The organism is Streptomyces sp. NPDC031497 (assembly GCF_055580905.1).
Genome location: NZ_JBVIKO010000005.1, coordinates 534,698 through 559,770, shown reverse-complemented (window position 1 = coordinate 559,770; position 25,073 = coordinate 534,698). Strand labels below are relative to the sequence as shown.

At 72.8% G+C, this 25,073-nt stretch carries 21 protein-coding genes and 2 pseudogenes; 17 read left to right on the top strand and 6 right to left on the bottom strand.

The genetic code is table 11. The annotated features are described in order from the left end of the window. The first annotated feature begins 251 nt into the window (after window positions 1-251). From ACZ5K7_RS13845 to ACZ5K7_RS13835, 3 genes are all read left to right on the top strand, one after another. The gene (locus tag ACZ5K7_RS13845; protein ID WP_468913232.1) at window positions 252-2,126 is read left to right on the top strand and encodes a discoidin domain-containing protein; all 1,875 of its coding nucleotides are present in this window, start codon (window positions 252-254) and stop codon (window positions 2,124-2,126) included. Window positions 2,127-2,270: 144 nt separating this feature from the next. After that, window positions 2,271-2,930, top strand: coding sequence for a hypothetical protein (locus tag ACZ5K7_RS13840; protein WP_468913230.1), 660 nt, complete (start codon window positions 2,271-2,273; stop codon window positions 2,928-2,930). Between the two features lie 50 nt (window positions 2,931-2,980). Continuing rightward, entirely contained in the window at window positions 2,981-3,703 is a 723-nt protein-coding gene (locus tag ACZ5K7_RS13835) for a YcnI family protein (RefSeq protein ID WP_468913228.1), read from the top strand. 66 nt (window positions 3,704-3,769) lie between these two features. Here ACZ5K7_RS13835 and ACZ5K7_RS13830 read toward each other — a convergent pair whose 3' ends face one another. Then, a complete protein-coding gene (locus tag ACZ5K7_RS13830; protein WP_468913226.1) occupies window positions 3,770-4,672 on the bottom strand; it encodes a CDP-alcohol phosphatidyltransferase family protein in 903 nt (300 codons plus the stop codon). 122 nt (window positions 4,673-4,794) lie between these two features. Between ACZ5K7_RS13830 and ACZ5K7_RS13825 the strand changes: the two genes are divergently transcribed. The 5 genes and pseudogenes from ACZ5K7_RS13825 to ACZ5K7_RS13805 form a co-directional block, all read left to right on the top strand. Then, window positions 4,795-5,778 (top strand): zinc-dependent alcohol dehydrogenase, encoded by a 984-nt coding sequence (locus ACZ5K7_RS13825; protein ID WP_468913224.1) that lies wholly within the window; start codon window positions 4,795-4,797, stop codon window positions 5,776-5,778. Window positions 5,779-5,928: 150 nt separating this feature from the next. Further along, on the top strand, window positions 5,929-6,327 hold the full coding sequence (locus tag ACZ5K7_RS13820; RefSeq protein ID WP_351699293.1) for a 6-pyruvoyl trahydropterin synthase family protein: 399 nt from the start codon (window positions 5,929-5,931) through the stop codon (window positions 6,325-6,327). Continuing rightward, a complete protein-coding gene (locus ACZ5K7_RS13815) occupies window positions 6,324-7,535 on the top strand; it encodes a glycosyltransferase family 4 protein (RefSeq protein WP_351699295.1) in 1,212 nt (403 codons plus the stop codon). The genes ACZ5K7_RS13820 and ACZ5K7_RS13815 overlap by 4 nt, the downstream gene beginning before the upstream one ends. A 92-nt stretch (window positions 7,536-7,627) precedes the next feature. Then, window positions 7,628-8,575 carry a class I SAM-dependent methyltransferase gene (locus tag ACZ5K7_RS13810; protein ID WP_468913262.1) on the top strand — a complete coding sequence of 316 codons (948 nt, stop codon included), beginning with the start codon at window positions 7,628-7,630 and terminating at the stop codon, window positions 8,573-8,575. Continuing rightward, a pseudogene (locus tag ACZ5K7_RS13805) lies at window positions 8,572-9,450 on the top strand (lysylphosphatidylglycerol synthase transmembrane domain-containing protein); the annotation flags it as partial. The gene ACZ5K7_RS13810 and the pseudogene ACZ5K7_RS13805, both read left to right, overlap by 4 nt. 101 nt (window positions 9,451-9,551) lie before the next feature. On the opposite strand, the gene ACZ5K7_RS13800 reads toward ACZ5K7_RS13805, so the two are convergent. After that, entirely contained in the window at window positions 9,552-10,310 is a 759-nt protein-coding gene (locus ACZ5K7_RS13800; protein ID WP_468913221.1) for a creatininase family protein, read from the bottom strand. 38 nt (window positions 10,311-10,348) lie between these two features. Between ACZ5K7_RS13800 and ribA the strand changes: the two genes are divergently transcribed. After that, window positions 10,349-11,008: a GTP cyclohydrolase II gene (gene ribA, locus ACZ5K7_RS13795; RefSeq protein WP_351699299.1), complete on the top strand. Its 660-nt coding sequence runs from the start codon at window positions 10,349-10,351 to the stop codon at window positions 11,006-11,008. A 55-nt stretch (window positions 11,009-11,063) separates the two neighbouring features. Continuing rightward, entirely contained in the window at window positions 11,064-12,209 is a 1,146-nt protein-coding gene (locus tag ACZ5K7_RS13790; RefSeq protein ID WP_351699301.1) for an NAD(P)/FAD-dependent oxidoreductase, read from the top strand. Window positions 12,210-12,280: 71 nt separating this feature from the next. Here ACZ5K7_RS13790 and ACZ5K7_RS13785 read toward each other — a convergent pair whose 3' ends face one another. After that, window positions 12,281-13,504: a serine hydrolase domain-containing protein gene (locus tag ACZ5K7_RS13785; protein ID WP_468913219.1), complete on the bottom strand. Its 1,224-nt coding sequence runs from the start codon at window positions 13,502-13,504 to the stop codon at window positions 12,281-12,283. A gap of 331 nt (window positions 13,505-13,835) precedes the next feature. Between ACZ5K7_RS13785 and ACZ5K7_RS13780 the strand changes: the two genes are divergently transcribed. The 3 genes from ACZ5K7_RS13780 to ACZ5K7_RS13770 all read left to right on the top strand — a co-directional run bounded on the left by ACZ5K7_RS13780 (window position 13,836) and on the right by ACZ5K7_RS13770 (window position 15,219). Next, complete coding sequence (locus ACZ5K7_RS13780) at window positions 13,836-14,261, top strand: PPOX class F420-dependent oxidoreductase (RefSeq protein WP_468913217.1); 426 nt, start codon at window positions 13,836-13,838, stop codon at window positions 14,259-14,261. 118 nt (window positions 14,262-14,379) lie between these two features. Beyond that, window positions 14,380-14,790: a VOC family protein gene (locus ACZ5K7_RS13775; RefSeq protein WP_468913215.1), complete on the top strand. Its 411-nt coding sequence runs from the start codon at window positions 14,380-14,382 to the stop codon at window positions 14,788-14,790. Window positions 14,791-14,835: 45 nt separating this feature from the next. Continuing rightward, on the top strand, window positions 14,836-15,219 hold the full coding sequence (locus ACZ5K7_RS13770; protein ID WP_468913213.1) for a VOC family protein: 384 nt from the start codon (window positions 14,836-14,838) through the stop codon (window positions 15,217-15,219). Between the two features lie 10 nt (window positions 15,220-15,229). On the opposite strand, the pseudogene ACZ5K7_RS13765 reads toward ACZ5K7_RS13770, so the two are convergent. The 3 genes and pseudogenes from ACZ5K7_RS13765 to ACZ5K7_RS13755 all read right to left on the bottom strand — a co-directional run. After that, window positions 15,230-16,288 (bottom strand): annotated as a pseudogene (locus tag ACZ5K7_RS13765) (glycosyltransferase); the annotation flags it as partial. 74 nt (window positions 16,289-16,362) lie between these two features. Next, window positions 16,363-17,685, bottom strand: a complete 1,323-nt coding sequence (locus tag ACZ5K7_RS13760; RefSeq protein WP_351699309.1) for a nucleotide sugar dehydrogenase — start codon at window positions 17,683-17,685, stop codon at window positions 16,363-16,365. Window positions 17,686-17,764: 79 nt separating this feature from the next. Continuing rightward, window positions 17,765-19,186: a glycosyltransferase gene (locus ACZ5K7_RS13755; RefSeq protein ID WP_351699311.1), complete on the bottom strand. Its 1,422-nt coding sequence runs from the start codon at window positions 19,184-19,186 to the stop codon at window positions 17,765-17,767. A 101-nt stretch (window positions 19,187-19,287) separates the two neighbouring features. On the opposite strand from ACZ5K7_RS13755, the gene wecB reads away from it, so the two are divergent. From wecB to ACZ5K7_RS13735, 4 genes are read left to right on the top strand one after another with little or no spacing between them, the layout of a single operon-like run. Continuing rightward, window positions 19,288-20,376 carry a non-hydrolyzing UDP-N-acetylglucosamine 2-epimerase gene (gene wecB / locus ACZ5K7_RS13750; protein WP_468913211.1) on the top strand — a complete coding sequence of 363 codons (1,089 nt, stop codon included), beginning with the start codon at window positions 19,288-19,290 and terminating at the stop codon, window positions 20,374-20,376. Further along, complete coding sequence (locus ACZ5K7_RS13745) at window positions 20,369-21,040, top strand: class I SAM-dependent methyltransferase (RefSeq protein ID WP_468913210.1); 672 nt, start codon at window positions 20,369-20,371, stop codon at window positions 21,038-21,040. Before wecB ends, ACZ5K7_RS13745 begins: the two co-directional genes overlap by 8 nt. Beyond that, on the top strand, window positions 21,040-22,848 hold the full coding sequence (locus ACZ5K7_RS13740; protein WP_468913208.1) for a hypothetical protein: 1,809 nt from the start codon (window positions 21,040-21,042) through the stop codon (window positions 22,846-22,848). The genes ACZ5K7_RS13745 and ACZ5K7_RS13740 overlap by 1 nt, the downstream gene beginning before the upstream one ends. Next, a complete protein-coding gene (locus ACZ5K7_RS13735; RefSeq protein WP_351699320.1) occupies window positions 22,845-25,031 on the top strand; it encodes a glycosyltransferase in 2,187 nt (728 codons plus the stop codon). The genes ACZ5K7_RS13740 and ACZ5K7_RS13735 overlap by 4 nt, the downstream gene beginning before the upstream one ends. Window positions 25,032-25,073 lie beyond the last annotated feature (42 nt).

Sequence of the window (25,073 nt, the reverse complement as noted above, 5' to 3'; positions counted from 1 at the left end):
GGGTTGGGGGGGGGGGGGGGGGGGGGTGGGGGGGGGGGGGGGGGGGGGGGGGGGGGGGGGGGGGGGGGGGGGGGGGGGGGGGGGGGGGGGGGGGGGGGGGGGGGGGGGGGGGGGGGGGGGGGGTTCCCCCCCCCCCCCCACCGCACGCTCAACTCCACACGCATGCACGACGGTCCATGGGTCATGGACACCGAACTCTGATCTGTCATGAACACAACAACATGTGCACCATCGACACTCAGGAGACCCGCATGCCGACCCGCGTTCCCCGCACCCTTCTGGCCGCCCTCGCGACGGCCGCCCTGCTGGCCTCGGGCCCGGTCCTGGCCGTACCGGCGTCCGCCGCCGCTGCCGCCGTGACCTGGGACACCGACCGCGCGAACACCGCCTACACGGCGAACCCGAACGCCGTCACCGCCTCCGGCAGCGAGAACGGCGGCACCACTGCCGGCCTGGCCTTCGACGGCAACGGCGCGACCCGCTGGTCCAGCAACTTCGCGGATGACGCCTGGATCCGGATCGACCTCGGCACCACGATCCGTATCGACCGGGTGGTCCTCGACTGGGAGGCCGCCTACGGCAAGAGATACGTCCTGGAGGCCTCGAAGAACGGCACGGACTGGACGCCGTTCTACACCGAGACCGCGGGCACCGGCGGCTCGGTCACCGCGGGCACCTACCCGCAGGAGGTCACCGGCCGCTACGTCCGGATGCGCGGCATCGAACGCGCCACCCCCTACGGCTACTCACTGTGGAACTTCAAGGTCTACGGCGGCGAACCGGCCCCGGCCTCCACGACCCTGAGCAACCTCGCCCTGAACCACCCGGCGTACTCCAACTACTACCAGCACGCGGGCAACTCACCGGCGTTCGCCACCGACGGCGGCTGGCCGGCCGACCTGAAGGGCGACTACACCCGCTGGTCGAGCGACTGGAACGCCGACCGCTGGATCTCGGTCGACCTGGGCGCCACCTCCACGATCTCCTCCGTGGACCTGTACTGGGAGTCCGCGTTCGCCGTCGACTACCTCCTCCAGGTCTCCGACGACAACGTCAACTGGCGCACGGTGTACGAGCCGTCGGCCGCCGCCATCGCGGCCCGCCGTGCGAACGTCGCCGCCCCCGGGGACGCGGCGGGCCTGCACGACACCGTCGCCCTGCCCTCCCCGGCCACCGGCCGCTACGTCCGGATGCTCGGCAAGGAGCGCCGCAGCTTCTACAACCCGGCCCCCTCCACCGCCCAGTTCGGCTACTCCCTCTACGAGTTCCAGGTCTGGGGCACCGGCGGCAGCGCGCAGGCGGCCTACCCGGCCCTCCCCGCCGACCAGTCGGGCACCTACCAGACCACGTTCTTCGACGACTTCACCGGCGCCGCACTCGACCGCTCCAAGTGGCGGGTCGTCCGCACCGGTACCGAGATGGGCCCGGTCAACGGCGAGTCCCAGGCGTACGTCGACTCGACGAACAATATCCAGACGCAGAACGGCGAGTTGCTCCTGAAGGCGAAGTACTGCAAGGGCTGCACCCAGGCGGGAGGCGGCACCTACGACTTCACGTCCGGCCGCATCGACACCAACACCCACTTCGACTTCACGTACGGCAAGGTCAGCGCCCGTATGAAACTCCCGGTCGGCGACGGCTACTGGCCTGCCTTCTGGCTGCTGGGCAGCAACGTCGACAACCCGTCGGTCTCGTGGCCCGCGTCCGGCGAGACCGACATCATGGAAAACATCGGCTACCCGACGTGGACCAGCACCGCGCTGCACGGCCCCGGCTACTCGGCCGACGGCAACATCGGCGCCCGCCAGACCTTCCCGAACGGCGGCACCGTCGACCAGTGGCACACCTACGCGGTGGAGTGGACACCGACGGCGATGCGGTTCTACGTCGACGACACCCTGGTCCAGGAGACGACCCGCAACAAGGTGGAGTCCACGCGCGGCCAGTGGGTCTACGACCACAACCAGTACGTCATCCTCAACCTCGCCCTCGGCGGCGCCTACCCGGCCGGCTGGAACCAGGTCACCAGCCCCTACTGGGGCCTGCCCCAGTCCAGCGTGGACAAGATCGCGGCCGGGGGAGTGCAGGCGGAGGTGGACTGGGTGCGGGTGGAGCAGAAGAAGTAGCGGTGCCGGGCCGGGCGGCGGTCCGCCGTCGCCCGGCCTCCGCCCTCACAGCGAACCACGGCCGTCGCACGGGGAAAGCCCAGCCGTGTGTGAACGAGGCGTCCGCGCCTCGCGCATCCCCCGACCGTGGGAGGATCGCTCACCATGAGTGCGTCACCGGCGGTGCGGAGCCTGCGTGCCGCGGTGTTCGCCGCGGTGTGCGTGCTCCTGGCTGCCGCCGGTCACGGCCTCGCCATGGGTGACATGCCGCCGCTGTGGGCCGACGCGGCCGGATTCGTCGCCGTCTTCGGCCTGGGACGCGCCCTCGCGGGCCAGGAGCGCGGACTCCCGGAGATCGTCGCCGGCATGCTGCTCACCCAGGCCGGCCTGCACGTCGGCTTCGACGCGGCCCGAGCGGCCACACCCGCGCCGCCGCGCACCATGGGCATGGGCCACATGGGCATGGCACACATGGGCATGGCGCACATGAGTCCGGGCCAGTTGCGCATGCACGGTCATGCCATGGCGGGCATGGTGCACCACCCGCACGCCCTGACCGCGCATGCCACCGCCGCCCATGTTCTCGCTGCCCTGGTCGCCTCCTGGTGGCTGCGGTGCGGCGAGGCCGCGCTGTGGTCGCTGTCGCGCCGCGCGGCCGCCCTGGTACCCGGTCTGGCGGCCTGGTGGTGCGACGCCCCGCTGCCCGCCCCGGCCGCCGGCCCGCACCGGGTCCCGGCCGACCCGATACGTCCCCGTCGGCTGCTCGCGCTGCGGCACGCGGTGAGTCGACGTGGCCCCCCTTCCGCGATCCCGTACCCGGTCTAACACCCGCGAGACCCCCTAACAGACTTCACTCGTACGGAGATCCCTCACCCATGTCTGCCAACTCCGCCCTGCGCCGGGCCGTCACCGTCACCACGCTCACCGCCGCGGCGGTCCTCGCCGCCGCCGGTGTCGCCTCCGCGCATGTCACCGTCCACCCCGAGAGCTACGCCAAGGGGGCCACGGACGGTGTGCTGACCTTCCGCGTGCCCAACGAGGAGGACACCGCCTCCACCACCAAGGTGCAGGTGTTCCTGCCCACCGACCACCCCGTCCTCGGCGTCCTCGTCTCCCCGCGGGACGGCTGGACCGCCAAGGTGACCACGACCAAGCTGAAGACGCCGGTGAAGACGGACGACGGGACCATCACCGAGGCCGCCTCCGAGATCACCTGGACGGGCGGGAAGATCGGGGCGGGGCAGTTCGAGGACTTCGACGTCGCTTTCGGCCAGCTGCCCGAGGACGCCGACCAGCTGGCCTTCAAGACGCTGCAGACGTACTCCGACGGCAAGGTCGTGCGCTGGATCGAGGAGGCCGGGAGCGGGGGCGAGGAGCCGGAGAACCCGGCCCCGACGATCAAGCTGACGGCGGGTGACGAGGCTGCGGCCTCGACCGCACCGGCGACGGAGAGCAGCGCCAAAGCGACGACGACCGCGTCGGCCGACTCCAGCGACTCCACCGCGCGCGGCCTCGGCATCGCGGGCCTGATCGTCGGCGCACTGGGCCTGGCGGCGGCCACGTTCGCCTTCGTACGGACGCGGGGAGCACGCCCGTAGGCAAACAGCAAGGGCCCGGACCATCCCCCGGTCCGGGCCCCTGCGCCGTGGTCGGGCAGGGTCAGTTCACCGAACCGCCAGTTCCAGCATCTCCATCTCCTCCGCGCGCACCTCGACCCGCGCCTCCACGCGCACCGTCAGCCGCATCTCGGGCGCCCGGGCCTCCGCCCGGTCCTCCTCCGCGACCGCGGCCACCGTCGGCGCCGCCTCTCGCACCGCCACCGCAGGCGCCTCCTCCGGCGCCGTCACCGTCGCCTCCCGCGAGTTCCGCCACAGCCACACCACATCGCGCCCGAACGACCACAGCAGGGAGCCGAGGGCCAGCAGCGCCACGCCCAGGTTGGCCAGGTAGGGGAGCAGGTCCGCGCCCGCGAGGAGCAGGCAGATGCCCTGGATCGCGGCGACGGTCTTGCGGGCCATCGACGGCGGCAGCGGGGCGTTCAGCCAGGGCGCGACCTTCGCCGCCGCGACGAACGCGTAGCGCATCGCGCCGATCAGCAGCACCCACGGGCCCAGCTGCGTCGAGACGTACACGCTCAGCACCAGGATCAGGAACGCGTCGACCTCCATGTCGAAGCGTGCGCCCAGGGCCGTCGAGGTACCCGTGTGGCGGGCCACCTTGCCGTCGACGCCGTCGAGGATGAGGGCGACGGCGGTCAGGCCGACCAGGAGGGAGACCGGCGGGGAGCTCTCGAAGGAGTCGGCGACCAGGGCCGTCACGCCGCCGACCAGGATCGCGCGGCCGAGGGTGACCCGGTTCGCCGGGCCGAAGGTGCGCGGCCGGGTGCGGTGCAGGGCCCGGGAGAGCACCGCCCAGGTGGCCACCGCGAACGCGAGCCCCGTCAGCCATCCGGCCGGCCCCATGCCGATCGCCGACCCGAGCAGGACCAGCAACAGGATCTGTACGCCCGCTCCCACAGCGGTCTCCTGCTGGACCAGCCTGGCTTCGTAAGTGTTGTTCAGGGCCACCGCACGTTCCTCCGGCCGAGTGACAGAGTCGATCAACGCCGCGTACTGTGCGCGGACTGTGCACTTCTCGCTGTGCACACCTCGGTACGTGAACAACTTCCCGATCGTTCAGGAGGATGCCGATGAACTCCTCGGCCCGCGCGTTCTGGCTCCGCTCTCCGGGCCACGGAGAGCTGCGTGACGTCACCCTCACGGAGCCGGCCGAGGGCGAGGTGCTGGTGCGCGCGCTGTACTCCGGAGTCAGCCGGGGCACCGAGACACTGGTGTTCCGCGGCGGGGTGCCGGACAGCCAACACGAGGTGATGCGGGCGCCGTTCCAGGAGGGCGAGTTCCCCGGGCCGGTGAAGTACGGCTACCTCAGCGTCGGCGTCGTGGAGGCGGGCCCCGCTGAGCTGATCGGGCGTACGGTGTTCTGCCTGTATCCGCATCAGACGCGTTACGTCGTTCCGGTGACCGCGGTGACGGTGGTACCGGAGCGGGTACCACCGGCGCGTGCGGTGCTCGCGGGCACCGTGGAGACCGCCGTGAACGCCCTCTGGGACGCCGCGCCCCTGCTCGGCGACCGGATCGCGGTGATCGGCGGCGGCATGGTCGGCTGCTCGGTCGCCGCCCTGCTCGCCCGCTTCCCCGGCGTACGGCTCCAGCTGGTCGACGCCGACCCGGCCCGCGCCAGGACCGCCCAGGCCCTCGGCATCGACTTCGCGACGCCCGAGGACGCCCTCGACGGCTGCGACCTCGTCGTCCACGCCAGCGCCACCGAGCAGGGCCTCACCCGCGCCCTGGAACTCCTCGCCCCCGAGGGCACGGTCCTCGAACTGAGCTGGTACGGCGACCGGCGTATCGCCCTGCCGCTCGGCGAGGCCTTCCACTCCCGCCGGCTCACCGTGCGCAGCAGCCAGGTCGGCACCGTCTCCCCGGCCGCCCGCTCCGGCCGCAGCTACGCCGACCGGCTCGCCCTGGCCCTGGACCTGCTCGCCGACCCGGCGCTGGACGCCCTCATCACCGGGGAAAGCGCGTTCGAAGAGCTCCCGGAGGTGCTCCCGAAACTCGCCTCGGGGGAGATCCCGGCGCTCTGCCACCGGGTCCGCTACGGCGCCGTCGGCTGACGGAATGTCCAATGCGGGCGGCCAAGAGGTCCTGACCTGAGAAAAGAGTGAGAGTGGACTGAACACGGGGAAGCCAAGAGCCGTATTAAGGGCATCCCCCGGCAGGGATCAGCCGGGGGACCAGACGCGCCGCACCTGGAGGGTCGTCCGTTGTTCAGCATCACCGTCCGCGATCACATCATGATCGCCCACAGCTTCCGCGGCGACGTGTTCGGGCCCGCGCAGCGCCTGCACGGCGCCACGTTCCTCGTGGACGCCACCTTCCGCCGCGAGCAGCTGGACGACGACAACATCGTCGTCGACATCGGTCTTGCCACCCAGGAGCTCGGCGCCGTGGTCAGCGAGCTGAACTACCGAAACCTGGACAACGAGCCGGACTTCGCCGGGATCAACACCTCCACGGAGTTCCTGGCCAAGGTCATCGCCGACCGGCTCGCCGAGCGGATCGAGAAGGGCGCCCTGGGTGAGGGCGCCCGGGGTCTCGCGGGCCTGACCGTCACCCTGCATGAGTCGCATGTCGCCTGGGCGAGTTACGAGCGTGCCCTGTGACCGACGTGACCATCGGCCGGGCACCGGCCCTGACCTACGTGCCCGCGCAGCGCGCGGCGACCACCGACCCGGCCGGCGAGAACGCCCCCGCGAACATCGGGATCCTCCCCATGTCCCTGCGCAACGTGCACTTCGTCATGCCCGGTGGTGTCGACGACCTGGCCACCCCGAGCGGCGGCAACGCCTACGACCGGCGGGTCTGCCTGGACCTGCCCGGTTTCGGCTGGCAGGTCACCAGGCACGCGGTGCCCGGCTCCTGGCCGCGCCCCGACGCGGCCGCCCGGGACACCCTCGCCCGTACCCTGCGGGACATGCCTGACGGGGCGGTCGTCCTCCTTGACGGCCTGGTGGCGTGCGGGGTCCCCGAGATCGTCGTACCGGAGGCCGAACGGCTGCGGCTCGCCGTCCTGGTGCACCTGCCGCTCGGTGACGAGACCGGGCTGGATCCGGCCGTGGCCGCCGACCTGGACGCCCGGGAGCGCGCGGTGCTGCGCGCCGTGCCGGCCGTGGTGGCGACCAGCGACTGGGCGGTACGACGTCTGGTCTCGCACCACGGTCTGGCACCCGAACGGGTGCACGTCGCCACCCCGGGTGCCGACATCGCCCCGCTGGCCGGCGGCACCGACGGGGTCTCGCACCTGGTGTGCGTCGCCGCCGTCACCCCGCGCAAGGGCCAGCACCGGCTGGTCGAGGCGCTCGCGGCGGTCCGGGACCTGCCGTGGACCTGCACCTGCGTCGGCGGCCTCGGCCAGGACCCCGAGTACGTCGCCCATCTGCGGTCGCTGATCGCCCGGCACGGCCTGACGGACCGGCTGCACCTCGCCGGCCCCCGCTCCGGCGCCGACCTCGACGCCAGTTACGCCGCCGCCGACCTGATGGTCCTCACCTCGTACGCCGAGACCTACGGCATGGCGGTCACCGAGGCCCTCGCCCGGGGCATCCCGGTGCTCGCCACCGACGTCGGCGGGCTGCCGGAAGCGGTCGGTAGGGCCCCGGACGGCGGGGTACCCGGCATCCTCGTGCCGCCGGAGGACCCCGCCGCGCTCGCCGCCGAACTGCGCGGCTGGTTCGGTGAGGCGGACGTACGCCGTCGTCTGAAGGCCGCCGCGCGCGGCCGGCGGGCGGCACTGGACGGCTGGGCGACCACCGCCCGCAGCCTGGCCGGAGTCCTGCTGAGGCTCCCCGACGAACCCCGGAGGGCGGCATGACCAGCGAGACGACGACCACTACCCCGGTCGGCGCGATCCCCGCGCAGCCCGGGCCCAGGGATGTCACCGACGCAGGGGTGGGACGAGAGCACATGGATGCCGCAGCCGCCGGGGAGCCCGGACAGTCCGAGGTGATAGCCGGGGCCGGCCCCGTCGTACGCCTGGGCGAGCGGGCCACCGTACGCCTGCGCGGGAGCGAGCCCGAGGAGCCGCCGCGGTACGCCCCCGAGTGGCTGGAGCTGCGGGAGAGCGCGGACGCGGCCGCCCGGTCACACGATCTGCTGGACCCGCTGCGGATCCGGCTGGCCAACCTCCCCGGCAAGGCGGGCGGTCTGGTCGTGCACGACCTGGGCTGCGGCACCGGCTCCATGGGCCGCTGGCTGGCGCCCCGCCTGGACGGCGCCCAGCACTGGATCCTGCACGACCGCGACCCCTACCTCCTGCACTTCGCCGCCGTCGCCTCGCCCCGGGTGGCCGCCGACGGCAGCCGGGTCACGGTGGAGACCCGCCGCGGTGACGTCGCCCGGCTCACCCCCGACGCGCTCATCGGCGCCTCGCTGGTGACCGCGTCCGCGCTCCTGGACGTCCTCACCCGGGAGGAGATCGACACCCTCGCGGAGGCCTGTGCCGGGGCCGGCTGCCCCGCCCTGCTCACCCTGTCGGTCGCCGGACGGGTCGAGTTCGGCACGCCCCATCCGCTGGACGCGGAGCTGACGGAGGCCTTCAACGCCCACCAGCGACGCGGCGGGATGCTCGGCCCGGACGCCGTCACCGCGGCCTGCGAGGCCTTCGCCGACCGGGGCGCCACCGTCAAGGTGCACCCCAGCCCCTGGCGGCTCGGCCCCGACGAGAAGGCACTCACCGAGCAGTGGCTGCGCGGCTGGGTCGGCGCGGCCGTCGAGGAGCGCCCCGAACTGGCCGAGCGCGCCCGGGCCTACCTGGACGAGCGGCTCGCCGCCTGCGCGGCCGGCGAACTGCGGGTCGTCCTGCACCACAGCGATCTGCTGGCGCTCGCCCGGCCGACCGGAGGCATCTCATGACCACCCCCACCCTGGTCCGTGAGACCGCCCCCGTCACCCCGGTCACCGTGTCCCGGCGCCTCAACTTCCGCGCCGTACGCACCCACCTGGGCACCGTCGCCGGAGTCGCCATCATCGCCGTGCTGCTGTGGCGGCTCGGCACCGGTGTCTTCCTCGACGGACTGCGCCGCATCGACACCCCGACGCTTGTCATCGGCCTCGTGATCGGCGCGGTCACCACCGTGCTGAGCGCCTGGCGCTGGCAGTTGGTGGCCCGCAGCCTCGGCCTGCGGCTGCCGCTCGGGCCCGCCGTCGGCGACTACTACCGTGCGCTGTTCCTCAACGCGGCCCTGCCCGGCGGGGTGCTCGGCGATGTGCACCGGGCGGTCAGACACGGACAGAGCGAGGGCGACGTCGGGCGCGGGGTGCGCGCGGTCGTCCTGGAACGGACCGCGGGACAGATCGCGTTGACGGTGTTCGGCGCGGGCGCTCTGCTGATCCTGCCCTCGCCGGTCCGCGCCGAGGCGCGCAGCTTCGCCCCGCTGGTGGCGGCGGGCCTCGCGGGCGCCTGCGCGGTCGTGATCGCGATCCGCATGAACAGGGCCCCGGGCAAGCGCGGTGGCGCCCTGCGAGCGACGCTCGCCGAGGCCCGGCAGGCGCTGCTGTCCCGGCGGAACGGGCCGGGCGTCGCGCTGTCCTCGGCGGTCGTCCTCGCCGGGCACGTCGGGATGTTCGTGGTGGCCGCCCGGGTCGCCGGCTCCGCCGCCTCCGTGGCGGCACTGACGCCGATCGCGGTCCTAGCCCTGGTCGCCATGGGCCTGCCGCTGAACGTCGGCGGCTGGGGCCCCCGGGAGGGCGTCACCGCCTGGGCGTTCGCCGCGGCAGGCCTCGGCGCGGACAGCGGGCTCGCCACCGCCGTCGTCTACGGCGTGCTCAGCTTCGTGGCGGCCCTGCCGGGACTGGTGGTCCTGGTCGTCCGCTGGTACGCGGGGATGCGCTACGCCCGCCCCGCGGTGAGCAGTTCGAAAACCGCGCCGAAGGAATCGGCCAGGCTCGCCAGGAGTTCCTTCCCCTTTTCCGCCGACCCCAGGGAGGGACGGCCGATGACGCCCGACTCGGTATAGGCGGACATTCCCAGGGTGAGGAGATGACGGCGGTCGTCAGCGGTGAAATCGGCGGACTCGTGACCAGGGCGGACCAATTCGGGATGAGCGTGCAGCAGAATCGAGGTCTCGATTTCTCCCGCGTGCATGTCGGTGAGCGCCGAGGTCTCCACCCCGGCCCGTCCGAGCGCTGTCTCCCAGTCCTCCGCGGCCGGGTACAGCGCCATCCGCTCGCCCCGTGCGGACGCCTCCTGGACGACGTTGCCCAGCACGTAGTTGCCGCCGTGGCCGTTGACCACGACCAGTGCCTCGACGCCCGAGCGGTGCAACGATTCTGCGATGTCCCGGACCACCGCGTGCAGGGTCACCGAGGAGATGCTGACGGTCCCCGGCCAGGCCGCGTGCTCGTGCGAGCAGGAGACGGTCACCGGCGGAAGGAGGTGCACCGGGAACGCGGCGGCGATCTCCCGGGCGACAGCACAGGCGACGAGCGTGTCCGTCGCCAGCGGAAGGAAGGGGCCGTGCTGTTCGAAGCTCCCCACGGGAAGGACCGCGACCTGAGTTGAAACGCTCGCCCCCCTGGTCCGTACCTCTTCCGTGGTGTCCGCCGGCAACAAGCCGTATGCCGTCGTACGCGCGCCCGAACCATTCATCTTTTCACGGCCTTTCGTCTCCTCTTAGGAATCAGATCATGACAGAGAACATCGGCGTACTCGGCAAGAAGTCCCCACGGCGTTCGGGCGTGGAGCGCGTCGTCAATGCACCGCTGCCCACCGTTTACGGAAAATTCCAGGCGATCGGCTACCTGGACCACGAGCGCGGTGACGAGCAAGTGGCCCTGGTCTACGGGGACATCGACAGCGAGCGGGTGCTGACCCGGCTGCACTCGGAGTGCCTGACCGGTGACGCGTTCGGCTCCCAGCACTGCGAGTGCGGCGACCAGCTGGCCGCCGCCCTGCGCGCGGTCGTCGCCGAGGGCAGCGGCATCGTCGTCTACCTGCGGGGCCACGAGGGCCGCGGCATCGGGCTGCTCGCCAAGCTGCGCGCGATGGCCCTCCAGGCGGAGGGCCTCGACACGGTCGAGGCCAACCTCGCGCTCGGGCTGCCCGTCGACGCCCGCGACTACGGCGTCGCCGCCGGCATCCTGCGCGACCTCGGGGTGAGTTCGGTCCGCCTGATGTCCAACAACCCGCGCAAACGCGAGTCCCTGGTACGCCACGGCATCGAGGTCGCCGAGACGGTCCCGCTGCTGATCGAGCCGTGCGAGAACAACATCACGTATCTGCGGACCAAGCGCGAGCGCCTCGACCACGTGCTGCCCCACCTGGACGCGGTGGCGCACTGGTCCTGAGGTACCGGGTGCCCTCCCGGGGAAGGAACAGGGGAGACCGACAGGAGGCGCACGCGTGAATCTTCGGGCCCAGGTCGTGATCATCGGCGGCGGGGTGATGGGCACCAGCATCGCCTACCACCTGGCGAACGCGGGAGTCCGTGACGTCGTCCTCGTCGAACGGGACGAACTCGCCGCCGGATCCACCTCGAAGGCCGCCGGCGGAGTGCGCGCCCAGTTCTCCGACGAGCTCAACATCCGGCTGGGCGCGCGCAGCCTGGAGGCCTTCGCCCGCTTCGGGCAGGAGATCGGGTACGACATCGGGCTGCGCCGCGTCGGCTACCTCTTCCTCCTGTCCACCCCCGAGGAGGTCGCCTCCTTCGAGGCCGGCGTCCGGCTCCAGAACCACCTCGGCGTGCCCAGCCGGATGCTCACCCCGAAAGAGGCGGCCCGGCTCTCCCCGCTGATCGCCACCGACGGACTGCTGGCCGCCGCGTACTCCCCGGACGACGGCCACTGCACCCCCGAGTCCGTCGTGCACGGCTACGCGGCCGCCGCCCGCGCCCGCGGCGCCCGGGTACTGCGGCACACCGAGGTCACCGGCATCGAACGGGACGGCGCCTTCGTCACCGCCGTGCACACCACCCTCGGCCGGATCGCCACCGACACGGTGGTCTGCGCGGCCGGGGCCTGGTCGCGGGCGGTCGGCGCGATGGCCGGCGTCGACTTACCCGTACAGCCGCTGCGCCGCCAGATCGCGGTCACCGAACCGGTCCCGGGGCTGCCGCCGACGCTGCCCATGACCATCGACTTCAGCACCAGCCTGTACTTCCACGCCGAGGGCCCGGGACTGCTGGTCGGCATGTCCGACCCGGACGAGCGGCCCGGCTTCGCCACCGACCCGCACGACCGCTGGATCCCGCGCCTGTGCGCGGCGATGGAGCGGCGCGCGCCCGCCCTGCTCGACCTGCGTCGCACCGGCGGCTGGGCCGGCCTGTACGAGAACACCCCGGACCACAACGCCCTGATCGGCGAGGCGACTTCGGTCTCCCGGTTCCTGTACGCCACCGGGTTCTCCGGCCACGGCTTCCTCCAGGGCCCGGCCGTCGGCGAGGTGATCCGCGACCTCTACCTGGGCCGCGCCCCCTTCCTCGACGTCCGTCCGCTCGGCGCCGGCCGGTTCGCCGCCGACGCGTCCCGCCCGGAGACCAACCTGGTCTGACCGGACGCCCCTTGGTCCGGGTTCGTCCCAGTCCTGGATGAGTCCTGGATGAGTCCTGGATGAGTCCTGGATCAGTCCTGGATCGTCTCGTGGACCAGCCGGCGCAGCTCCGGGAGGATCTTCAGGGTCTTGGGGCGCACCTGGGTGTGGAACTGCACGGTCAGGTCGTGGGCGGGATCGACCCAGAAGGCGGTGGTGGCGGCACCGGTCCAGCCGTAGCTGCCGGGGCTGCTCGGCGAGAGGGTACGGGCGGGGTCGATCACCACCGAGACGCCCAGGCCGAAGCCGAGGCCGTCGTTGCCGGGCTCCTGGTGGGGCGGGGCGCCGAAGGCCCGCAGGTCGGTGCCGCCGGGCAGGTGGTTGCTGGACAGCAGACCGACCGAGGCGGGGGAGAGCAGCCGGACGCCGTCCAGTTCGCCGCCGCGGCGCAGCATCTCCATGAAGCGGTGGTAGTCGTACGCCGTCGCCGCGAGGCCGCCGCTGCCGGACAGGAGGCGGGGGCGGCCGCGCAACGGCAGCCCGGGGATCGCCGCGAGGCCGCCGTCCTCCGTCTCGCCGTACAACTCCGAGAGCCGGTCGGCCTGTTCGGGCACGATGTGCAGGCCCGCGTCCGGCATGCCGAGCGGGCGGAAGATCCGGTCCGCGAAGAACTCGTCGAGCCGCTGCCCGGAGACCACCTCGATGACCCGGCTGAGCACGTTGAAGCCGACGGAGTAGTTCCACTGCGTGCCGGGCTCGAACTGGAGGGGCATCCGCGCGTACACCTGCATGGTCTCGGCGAGATCCGCGCCCGCCGGCACCGAGAACTCCAGGCCCGCCTCGCGGTAGCGGGCGTCCACGGGGTGCGAGTGGTAGAACGCGAAGGTCAGCCCGGCGGTGTGGGTGAGCAGATGCCGGATCAGGATCGGCCCGTCGGCCGGCCGGGTCACCATGGTGTCGCCCGAACCGCTCACGTAGACCCGGGGATCGGCGAACTCGGGCAGCAGACGGCCGACCGGGTCGTCCAGGGACAGCAGGCCGTCCTCCACCAGCAGCAGTATCGCCACCGCGGTGACCGGCTTGGTCATCGAGTACACCCGCCAGATGGTGTCCGGCTCGACGGGCAGTCCGGCCGCGCGGTCGCGTCGGCCCTGCGTGGTGAGGTGGGCGATCCGGCCGCCGCGCGCCACGGACACCAGGTAGCCGGGCAGGCGCCCTTCGTCGACGTAGTGGGCGAAGTGCTGGTCGAGGCGGTCCAACGCCTTCACGTCCAGCCCGACCTCACTGGGGTCGACTTCCTGTCGCAGCTGTGCCATCGCTCTCCTCCGGTCGTGTCGTCCCGCTGTGCGGTACGACCTCGGACCTCATCGTCGCGCAGGAACAGGGGAACGGTCCCGCTCATCCGCGTTTGGTGTGACGGACGCTATAGAAGAGGCGCCGGGTAGGGGAGATCCGGCCGCCACGCCGAGCGCGGCCAGGAACGCCAGTACGAGAAGCGGTCTTGTGGCTCGGGACACCGGCAGGGCGCCCACATGTACATGCCCCCGTCTTCCCGTGTGCGCTCCGGGTACACCCGGCCCGGCGGGCCGTCTCCTCGCCGAACCTGTCGGCGGGAATGCGGGGCGGGCCGGGCGGGGTTTTCCCCGTATGACCCAGGACGCTCTTCTGAAGCTGCTCGCCGAAGGCCACAACGGGGTGCTGGTTACCCTCAAGGGCGATGGCCGCCCCCAGCTGTCCAATGTCAACCACGCGTACTACCCGGACGAGCGGACCGTCCGGGTCTCGATCACGGACGACCGCGCCAAGACCCGCAACCTGCGCCGGGACCCGCGTGCCTCGTACCACGTCACCAGCCCCGACCGGTGGGCGTACACGGTCGCCGAGGGTACCGCCGAGCTCTCGCCGGTCGCCCAGGACCCCCACGACGAGACCGTCGAGGAACTCATCCGCCTCTACCGAGACGTCCAGGGCGAACACCCCGACTGGGACGACTACCGCGCCGCGATGGTCCGCGACCGCCGGCTGGTGCTGCGGTTGCGCGTGGAGCGGGCGTACGGCATTCCGCGCGCCTGAGGGCGGCTCCTGAGGGCCGGGCCTAGGACCTGTGATCGAGGGCGATCGGCCGATGGTTCCGTGCGGGCCGGATGCCTAGGCTGCTGGACAGGCAACGGCAGCCCAGGAAGAGGTCACCATGCCCGTGAACGGTCGCAGTCACCTCCGCGTCGCCCGGCCCTCCCGGGATCTCGCCGCGGCCGAGCGGTTCTGGGTGCGGGGGCTGGGCCTCGGTGTGGTGTGGCGGGCCGAGGGGGGACCGGAACCCGGCGAGCACGACCTGCTGATGCTGGGCTGGCCGGACGCCGGCTGGCATCTGGAGCTGGTCCACGAGCCCGCCCGGCCCGTCGAGCCCCGGCCCACCGAGGAGGACCTGCTGGTGGTCTACGTCGACGGCCCGGTGCCGGACGACCTGGTCGCCCGGCTGGAGGAGCACGGCGGCAAGCGGGTGCCGTCACCGAACCCGTACTGGAACCGGTGGGGCGTCACCGTCGAGGACCCGGACGGATACCGGCTCGTGCTCTGCGAGCGGGGCTGGTCCAACGCGTGACCGGGGGTGCTTGCCGCTCGTCCCGTCCGCCGTTAGCCTCCGCGCGTGATCAATGGGGCACATGTGGTGATCTACACGCGCGACGCCGAGGCGGACCGCGCCTTCCTCCGGGACGTCCTGGACTGGCCGCACGTCGACGCCGGACACGGCTGGCTGATCTTCACGCTGCCGCCGGCCGAGGTGGCCTGCCATCCGGCCGACGGCGAACCGTCGCACGAACTGATGCTGATGTGCGACGACCTCGACGCCACCACCGCCGAACTCACCGCGAAGGGCGTCGAGTTCAGCCGACCCGTCCAGGACGCGGCCTGGGGCCGGGTGACGGGCTTCCGGTTGCCGGGCGGAGGCGAGGTCGCTTTGTACGAGCCGCGCCACCCGCGCGCCCAGCACCGGCCTTCTCCCGCACCCAGGTCTCCAGCAGATACGTGAACTCGGCCGCCCGGTCCGGCCAGTTGAAGTGCGTGACAGCCGCCTCGCGGCCCCGCTGGGCCGCGGTGTGGCGCAGTATCGCGTCCGCGCTCAGCCGCCGTATCGCCTCCGCCGCCGCGCGCGGATCCTCGTAGGGGACGACGAGACCGCAGCCGTGCCGCTCGACCATGTCGGCCGCCAGCGGGGTGGGCGTGGTGATGACGGGGACGCCGTGCGCCATGTACTCGACGACCTTGGTGGGCCGTGAATGGCGGTAGTTGGGCTGGTCGTGCAGGAGGGAGAGGCCGGCCAGGGCGCCCGGGAGCAGCGCGAGGGCGCGGTCGTTGGGCAGGAAGCCGTGCCAGCGCAGCACGCCGTCCCGGTCGGCCGCCGCGAGCGCCTCCCGGACGTCCGGGTCGGCCGCGCCGGCCACCTCGACGCGCAGTCCCGGCCCCAGCTGCCGGGCGGTCTCGATCAGGTCCAGCGCACCGCGGGCCCGGGACAGGTGACCGATGTAGACGACGCGTTCGCTGCCGGGGGGTTCGGGCGCCTGCACCGGTGCGGTCGTGAAGTTGGGCACCACCGGGTGGGTGCGGCGGAACCGTTCCTGGTAGGCGTCCTCGGCGAGCAGCAGCCGCAGATGGCGTTCCGCCAGCCGCTCGGCCGCCCGCACACCGAGCCGAAGCGGCGGCCGCAGCACCCGGGGCACCCAGCGTTTCACGGCGAGCGCGGCTGCGGTGTCCTCGTGGACGTCCCAGACGACCACCGGGGCCGCCCCGGACCGCCGCCAGCGGCGCAGGGTGCCGGGCAGGGCGAGGAGCAGTTCCGGGTCGTGGAGGAGGATCACGTCCGCCTCGTGGCCGCGGTCGGCGAGCAGGGCGCGGGCCGCGCCCACCGCCGCCCGGCGGCTGCGGCCCGCCGCCCGGGGCAGGTCGATGCCTTCGAGGTCGGCGCGGGGGCGCACCTCGCGGGCCGAGAACGGCGCCGCGTACACGACGTGGTGCCCCCGGTCCCGCAGCGCGGTGATCTGCCGGTGCAGTATGCGCGCGTCCTCGGGGTGGTGGACGACGGTGACGACGAGTATCCGCATCTGAGCGCCTTTCGACTCCGCCGCCGGAGCCCTCGGACTCCAGGCGGCGGAAGGGGAGTTGCCACAGAGACCGCCTACAGCACCTCGACACCGGGCCGGAAGATCCGCCCACGGGTGTCGAAGAGCAGCCGGGCCTCGTCGCCGAGGGCCGGGAGGTCGTACGCGGAGTGGTCCTGGAGCAGGATCGTCAGATCGTGCGAGCGCACGGCGGCCATGACGTCGGTGACGCGCGGCACGGCCTCCCCGTCCACGAACCAGGCGGGCACGAACGGGTCGTGGAAGGCGATCTCCGCCTCCCGGTCCCGCAGCAGCCGTGCCACCGGAACCGCCGGCGCCTCGCGCTGGTCGGCGACGTCCGGCTTGTAGGTGACGCCGAGGAGCAGCACCCGGGAGCCGTGCAGGGCGCGGCCCTCGTGGTTGAGCAGATCCTGCGCGCGCCGGACGACGTACTCCGGCATGTGCGCGTTGATCTCCCGGGCCAGTTCCACGAACCGGAACTCGTAGCCGATCGAACGCACCTTGTACGAAAGGTAGTTGGGGTCGATCGGGATGCAGTGCCCGCCCACCCCGGCGCTCGGCCGGAAGGCCTGGAAGCCGAACGGCTTGGTGCCGGCACAGCGGATCGCGTCCCATACGTCCACGCGCAACTCCTGGCACAGGATGGCCAGTTCGTTGACCAGGGCGATGTTGACGTGCCGGTAGGTGTTCTCCAGGAGCTTGGCCATCTCGGCTTCCCGGGTGCCCTTGGCCTGTACGACGGTGTCGACGAGCTTGCCGTAGAAGGCGGCTGCCCGGGCCGCGCACGCCGGGGTGTGGCCGCCCACCACCTTCGGTGTCTCACGCAGCCCGTGGGTGGTGTTGCCGGGGTCGATGCGCTCCGGTGAGAACGCCAGCGCGAAGTCCTCGCCGGCCCGCAGCCCCGACTCCTCCAGGATCGGTTTCAGCACCTCTTCCGTGGTGCCCGGATAGGTCGTCGATTCGAGGACGACGAGCCGTCCGCGGCCCAGCCTGCCCGCCACCGCCCGCGCGGCGGAGGTCACCGCGCCGAGATCGGGACCGCCGTCCTCGCTGAGCGGGGTCGGCACACAGATCACGATCGTCTGCGCACGGGCCAGACAGGCGTCGTCCGTGTACGCGGTGAAGCCGGCCTGCCGCATGCGGGCGACGTCGTCGTCGGAGACGTCGTCCACATGGGAGTGCCCGGCGTTGAGGCCCTCCACGACCCGTGGGTCGAGGTCGAGCCCCGCCACTCTCAGCCCGACCAGCGACGCCTCCCGCGCGAGCGGAAGCCCGACGTAGCCGAGCCCGATGACGGCCAGTTCGAAGCCGTCGGTCCGTTCTGCGTCCCCGAGCGATTCGCTCAATTCCCCGAGCGGTACGGCCTTTTCGACCTGCATAGGGATTCACTCCGCCCTCAACGGCAGACGCCGTATGGATCCGAAGGGCCCGGACGGTGCGATTCCGGGCGAGGGGGCCTCAGACACATCCAAGAGCGCGATACGCGTCTCGGGTCGTGGCAGCGACCCTTTTCCAGGTGCGGTCACGCGCTACCAGAGCGCGGGCGGACGCTCCCCATTCATGCCGCCGTTCTCGACTGTAAAGCAATACTTCGAGAGCTTCTGCCCAAGCTTGCGGAGATTCAGGCGAGATCAGCTGACCGTTGACTCCCGACTCGACAACTTCCCGCAGGGCTGTGAGATCACTGGCCGCCACGGGAAGACCGCTCGCCATCGCTTCGACCGGCTTGAGCGGGGTGACCAGCCGGCAGACCCGTTCATCGGTGCGCGGCACCGCGAAAACGTCCAGAACCGCGTGGTAGGAGCGCACTTGGCCGTGCGGAACGCGGCCGGTGAACAGCGCGACGCCGGCGCCGAGACCCAGCCGGTCGGCCAGCGCCTCGAGCGCCCCCCGCTCGGGTCCGTCGCCGACGATCAGCAGCCGCAGCGGAACCCCTCGGCGGCGCAGCTCGGCACCCGCATGGAGCAATGTGCCGATTCCCTCGTGTGGAGTAAGGCTGCTGACGGTGCCCACCACGAAGTCGTCCGCGGCGATGCCGAGCCGGCCGCGCAGTTCCGCACCGTCCGGCGGCGGGGCGAGGAAGGTGTCGTCCACCGCGTTGGGCACGATCAGGACCCGCTCCCCGGGCACCCCGCGGGACACGATCTCGGCCTTCATCGCCGTGCCCAGCGTCAGCACCAGATCGGCCTGGCGCATGCAGTACGTCTCCAGGGCGCGCCGCGCACGGTAGGTCGGGTCCTCCGGAGTGCGGCCCGCCGCCTGGGTCAGCCAGGTCTCCTCCAGGAACCCGCGCACCTCGTACACCACCGGCAGTCCGTAGGTCTCCCGCAGGGCCAGCGCCACCCGCCCGTTGCCGTGGTCGGTGGCCGCGTGCAGCACCGCGGGCCGCAGCCGCTCCACCAGACGCCCGGCCAGCTCGGCGTTGCGGGCCAGCACCGCGCCCTGCCCGTACGGCAGGTTCAGCGGCAGCAGCCGGTGCTGCGGCACCCCGTTCACGATCTGCAGCGGGCGGGCGTCCAGGACGCCCTGTGCCACCGGGAACCCGATACGGGTCACCACGTGCGGATCCAGCCCGGCGGCCCGCTGGGCCTCGGCGAGGGCCTGGGTGCGCACGGTGTAACCGGCGTGCTTGAACGGCAGCCCGTTGGTGACCAGATGGAGCACCCGGCCGGGCTCGGGCCGCACCGGCCGACCGGCGGGTGCCGCCACCCGGGCGGCGGACGGCGTCGCGGTCGGCCCGGCCGTGCGGGCCCGGGCGGCGAGCCGCCGTTCGACCGGTCCGAGCCCGCGCCGCACCCGCCCCGGCAGCAGCCGTACGCCGAGCAGCGCGGCCCGCGCGGGGTCGCCGCGCAACTCGCCCCATGCCACGGATGCGGCCAAGCTGAGTGCACGGGGAATCCGAAGAACACACCGCGGCATGTGCGGGAACAGAAGTCGGGCCATGTCGCCAAGGTAGGCCGACAGAGCGGAGAACGTACGACATGAACGGCCGCGTACTCCATGTCGTAGGGACCAGGCCGAACTTCGTGAAGGCCGCGCCCGTCGTCGCCGCCCTGCGTGCGACCGGGCACGACCAGGTCCTGGTGCACACGGGTCAGCACTACGACGAACGGATGTCGCACATCTTCTTCCGGGAGCTGGGCCTGCCCGCCCCGGACACCGACCTGGGCGTCGGCTCCGGCAGCCAGGCCCGGCAGACCGCCGACCTGCTGGTGGCGCTGGAGGGCGAGCTGCTGGCCCGCGCCCCGGCCCTGGTCGTCGTGTACGGCGACGTGAACTCCACCCTCGCCGCGGCCCTGGCCGCCGCCAAGCTGCGCATCCCGGTCGCCCATGTCGAGGCGGGCCTGCGCAGCTTCGACATGGCGATGCCGGAGGAGGTCAACCGGCGCCTGGTCGACCAGCTGGCCGAGCTGCACTTCGCGACCAGCCCGGAAGCCGTCGGCCACCTCGCCCGCGAGGGCGTCGACCCGGGCCGGGTGCACCTCGTCGGCAACCCGATGATCGACACCCTGCTCACCCATCTGGACCATTTCGACCCGGTCGCCGCCCGCACCGCCCACGCACTGCCCGAACGCTACGGCGTGGTCACCCTGCACCGGCCGGCCAACGTGGACGACCCCGAGGCCGCCGCGGCCGCCGCCCGCGCGCTGACCGAGGCGGCCGGCCACCTGGACCTCGCCGTGCCCCTGCACCCGCGCGGCCGGGAGGCGCTGCGCAAGGCGGGCCTCGCCGACGCGCCCGGCATCCATCTGCTCGAACCGCTCGGCTACGTCGAGTTCATGGGCCTCGTGCGGGGCGCCGCCGCCGTGATCACCGACTCCGGCGGGGTCCAGGAGGAGACCACCGTGCTGGGCGTCCCCTGTCTGACGCTGCGCACCACGACCGAACGCCCCGTCACCGTCACCCACGGCACCAACCGCCTGGTGAGCCACGGCGAACTGGTGCCCGCCCTGCGCAAGGTCCTGGACGGACCGCCGGCGGCCGACCCCGAAGGCCCGCCGCTGTGGGACGGCAAGGCCGGCCCCCGCATCGCCCGCGTCCTCACCGAGTGGCTGGAGCGCCATGACTGACGCCACCCGCACCCGCCCCGACGGTCCCCGCACCCTCGGGCACACCGTCCGCACCTACTGGGACACCCGGCACCGCGAACGCGACGACCTCTCCTCCGGCGGCCACATCGGCCTGGACCGGCCCGGCAACGAGATCTTCTACGCGGTACGCCTCGGCCAGCTCCTCACCCTGATCGGAGACCTGTCCAGCCCGGCGTCCCCGCTGTTCGTGCTCGACGCCGGCTGCGGCAAAGGGCACTTCGCCCGCGCCCTGGCCCGCTGCGGCCACCACGTGGACGCCTTCGACGCCAGCGAGGAGGCCGTCACCCAGGCCCGGGCCGAGGGCGGCGGACCCCGCTACGCCCTGGCCGCTCTCGACGAGTGGCGCAGCCCCTGGCTCTACGACGTGGTGATGTGCGTGGACGTCCTCTTCCACGTCATGGACGACGCCCAGTGGGCGGCCGGCCTGCGCAACCTCGCCTCGCTGGTCCGGATCACCGGCCGGCTGATCGTCACCGACGAGCACACCGACGAGCCCGTGCCCCGCGGCGACTACATCGTGCACCGGCCGATCGCCGCCTACCGCAAGGAACTCGAGCCCCTGGGCCTGAGCCACTCCCTCTTCCGGCCCTACGGCTTCCGCGAGAACCGGGTCGGCTTCCATGTCTTCACAAGGACCCGCTGATGCGCCTGACCGATCTGCTCCACCCGCACCTGGACGACGTGACCTCGGTCGTGGACGCGACGAGCGGCGGCCTGCGTCTCGACCCCTATCTGCACCTTCCGCCGGGCGTCGACTCGACCCGGCACGAACAGCCGGTGGGCGAAGGGGAGCTGATGCTCCTCTGCTACGGCCCCGACCCCGCCCTGCACGGCGACGAGGCGGACTGTCTCGCCGCACTGGAACGCATGCGGCCCGGCGGCCGTGGCCTGATCGTCTTCGGCCACCCCGGGACCGACCTACCCTACCACCGGCTCCTCGACGCCCTGGTGGCCCACCGCTGCCAGGTGCTGCACGCCGCCGCGCTCGGCTACACGCATCTGCACGCCGGCGCGGTCTTCGCCTGCACCGAGGAACTCCTGCCGCCGCACGACTGGTTCGGCCACCCGCTGCCGGCCGACGGTTTCGCCACGGCCCTGCGGATCGCCGACGAGTACGTGCTCGCCGACTTTGTCTCCCGCTCCCAGCGGGCCCGCCTGATCGACCTGGAACGCGCGGCCGAGGAGACCGCCCGCGCCCTGGAGAGCAGCCGCGAGGACGGCCTCGCCGAACGGCTGGCCACCGCCCTGCGGGACAAGGACCAGCTCACCTCCGCCCTGCGCGGGGCCCGGGAGCGGACCGGCGTGCTGGAGGCCCGCGTGGCCATGCTGGAGGGCTCCACCTCGCTGCGGATCGGCAAGGCGCTGGTGTCCGCGGCCCGGTCACCCAAGCGGGGCGCGGCCCGGCTGCCCGGGGAGCTGTACGGGCTGTGGCGGCAGCGGAAGGTCAAGGGACGGCCGGTCCGGGCCGCGAGCGCCGCCCCGGCAACGGAGGCACCGGCCGACGACCGCTTCTACCTCTCCCACCGGGCGCTGTCCGTGGCCCCCCGCGACCGGCTGGTGATCACCGGCGTGCTGACCGACCGCACCGCCGCCGACTTCGCGGCCGACGCCGTGGTCAGCCGGGTGCTGCCGCACGACGGACGGCTGCTGGTCGAGCGCACCGACCCGGACGTCTTCCTCGTCCAGCTCGGCGCCTGCACCGCCGAGGCCGGCCCCTGGACGCTCACCGGCACCGGACACGCCCCCGACCTGGACCGGCGCCTCGCCGAACTGATCGGCCAGGCACGGGGACTGGGCCGGGCCGCGGTGCTGTGGCGGGACGGCCCGGCGTCCTCGGCACCGGGACTGTCCCAACTGCCCTGGGACGCCGTCCTCGACGGTGACACCGGGACCGCGCTCTGTCGCCTCGACCCGGTCACCGACGGCCGGGACCGGCTCCGGGACGTCTTCCAGCTGGACAGCACCCGGGTACGGCTGGCCCGGCTCGCCGCACTGGCCGGCGCCCCCGACCCGACGGCCGAGCGCCGGGTCGCCGTCCTGGCCGCGCCCCGGGACGCCACCGACGTCGCCCGGCTCGTCGCCCAGACGCTCGGCCAGCTGCACCGGCCGGCCGAGGTGGTCGTCGCCGACCCCGTGGGCCTGGACCTCGGCGAACTCACCGCCGCCTCCGTCACCGTCCACTCCGGACCGCCCACCGCGCCCTGGGTCGCCGACTGGACGGACCTGACCGAGGACCGCCCCGACACCCTGCTGCTCGACCTGCTCTGCGCCCAGGAGTTCTCGGGCGCCGACGCGGTGGGCCACACCCCCGCCGCCGACGACTACGCCTTCGTGCCGGCCCTGAAGCCGCTGCTCGTCCGCCGGTCGCTCCTGGACACCGGCACCCCACCGGACACCTGGTCGCGTGCCGGGCACCGCCTGTTCGCCGTGCGTGGAAAGGAACCGTCATGACCCGCACCCTCAGGGCGCTCGTCTACGGCGACGTGGACCTCAACCTCATCGACGGCTCCGCCGTCTGGGCCCAGTCGACGGTACAGGCGCTGTCCCGCGCGGGCTGCCGGACCCGGCTCGTCCTCAAGGCCCCCGTGGAGACCGGCCGGCTGACCGACCCGCTGGCCGGACTGCCCGGGGTCACCGTGGTCCGCCCGTACGAGGAGCACCTCGTCCCCGGCCAGGGCGCGCACCCGCTGTCCCCCTACCAGGCCTCGCAGTTGCTCGCCCGCCTCGACGAGGAGGAGCCCTGCGACCTGCTGGTGCTGCGCGGCCGCCGGCTGGTGAAGCAGATCGTCGGCGACGGCCACTTCCACGGACGCGTCTGGGCCTACCTCACCGACATCCCGCAGTCCCCGGCCGAGATGACCGAACAGGACCGCGTCGACCTCGCCCGTATCGCCAACGCTTCCCGGCAACTCCTGTGCCAGACCGAGGAGTTGCGCTGCTTCCTGGAGGCGAGTGTGCCGGAGGCCTGCGGCCGGGCCGTGCTCTGCCCGCCGGCGGTGCCCGAACCCGGCGTCCCGCTCCCGCAGCGCGACGGACTGCACGACCCCGTACGCCTCGTCTACACCGGCAAGTTCGCGCCCCGCTGGAACACCCTGCCCATGACCCGGCTGCCCGCGCGGCTCGCCGAACGCGGCATCCGGACCGAACTCCACGCCGTCGGCGACAAGATCCACAAGGATGCCGCCCACCCCGGCTTCGACCTCGCCATGGCCGAGGCGCTACGCACCACCCCCGAGGTCGTCCACCACGGCGGTGTGCCCCGCGAGGAGGCCATGCGCATCGCCGCCGACTGCGACCTCGGCCTCGGCTGGCGCGACTCCTCCCTGGACGCCAGCCTCGAACTCTCCACCAAGGTGCTGGAGTTCGGCTCCCTCGGCCTGCCCGTCGTCCTCAACCGGACCCCCGCGCACGAGGCGCTGCTCGGCACCGACTATCCACTGTTCGTGCCCGGCGACGCGGCCCTCGCGGACGCGGTGGACGCCGTCACCGTCGCCGTACGCGACGCCGACGCCAGGCAGCTGGCGGCCGACCGGTGTGCGGAAGCGGCCCGGCATTACACCATGGAGGCCGCGGCCGCCCGCTGGCGCGCCCACCTCGACGGTGCCTTCCCCTCCGCACCCGCCGCCGTCGCCACCCGCGGGCGCCCGCTGCGCATCGGGGTGGCGGGACACGACCTGAAGTTCCTCACCCGCCTGCTCGACCACTTCAGCGCCCTGCCCGGCCTCGACGTACGCGTCGACGCCTGGCCCGCGCTCGCCCGGCACGACCCGGCCGCGAGCCGTGAACTCGCCGACTGGGCCGATGTGGTGGTCGTCGAGTGGTGCGGCCCGGCCGCGGTCTGGTACAGCCGCCACAAGCGGCGCGGCAGCAGGCTGATCGTCCGCCTGCACCGCTTCGAACTCGACGCCGGCTACCCGCGGCAGGTCGACATCGACGCCGTCGACCGCGTGGTGTGCGTCAGCCCGTACTACGCCCGCAGCACCCGGGAGCGCACCGGCTGGCCCGCCTCGAAGATCACCACGATCGGCAACTGGGTCGACGTCGACCAGCTCGACCGGCCCAAGGCCCCCGGCGCCCGGCACCGGCTCGGCATGATCGGCATCGCGCCCAGCCGTAAGCGCCTCGACCTGGGTCTCGACGTCCTGGAGGCGCTGCGCGCCCAGGACCGGCGCTGGCATCTCTCGGTCAAGTCCAAGCCGCCGTGGGAGTACTGGTGGATCTGGAACAAGCCCGAGGAACGCGCCCACTACGAGGCGATCCTGCGCCGGATGCAGACCTCGCCGCTGCTCGAAGGGGCCGTCGTCTTCGACCAGTTCGGCCCGGACGTGCCGAACTGGCTGCGCCGCATCGGCCATGTCCTGTCCACCAGCGACGACGAGAGCTTCCACCTCGCCCCGGCCGAGGGCATGGCCTCCGGCGCCGTACCCGCGCTGCTGCCGTGGCCGGGCGCGGACGAGATCTACGACCGGCGCTGGATCCACGACACCCCGGAGGCGATGGCCGGGTCGATCGCCGCACTGGGCGAGCAGGACGACTGGCGCGCGGCCGGGGAGACGGCCCGCGGCCAGGTACGGGAGGGCTTCTCGCTGGAACGGGTGGCGAAGGAGTGGACGGAACTGCTGGTGTCCGGCTGAGCCACGCGTCTCCCGAGACTCGTGCCCGTTCGTGTCCTCCAG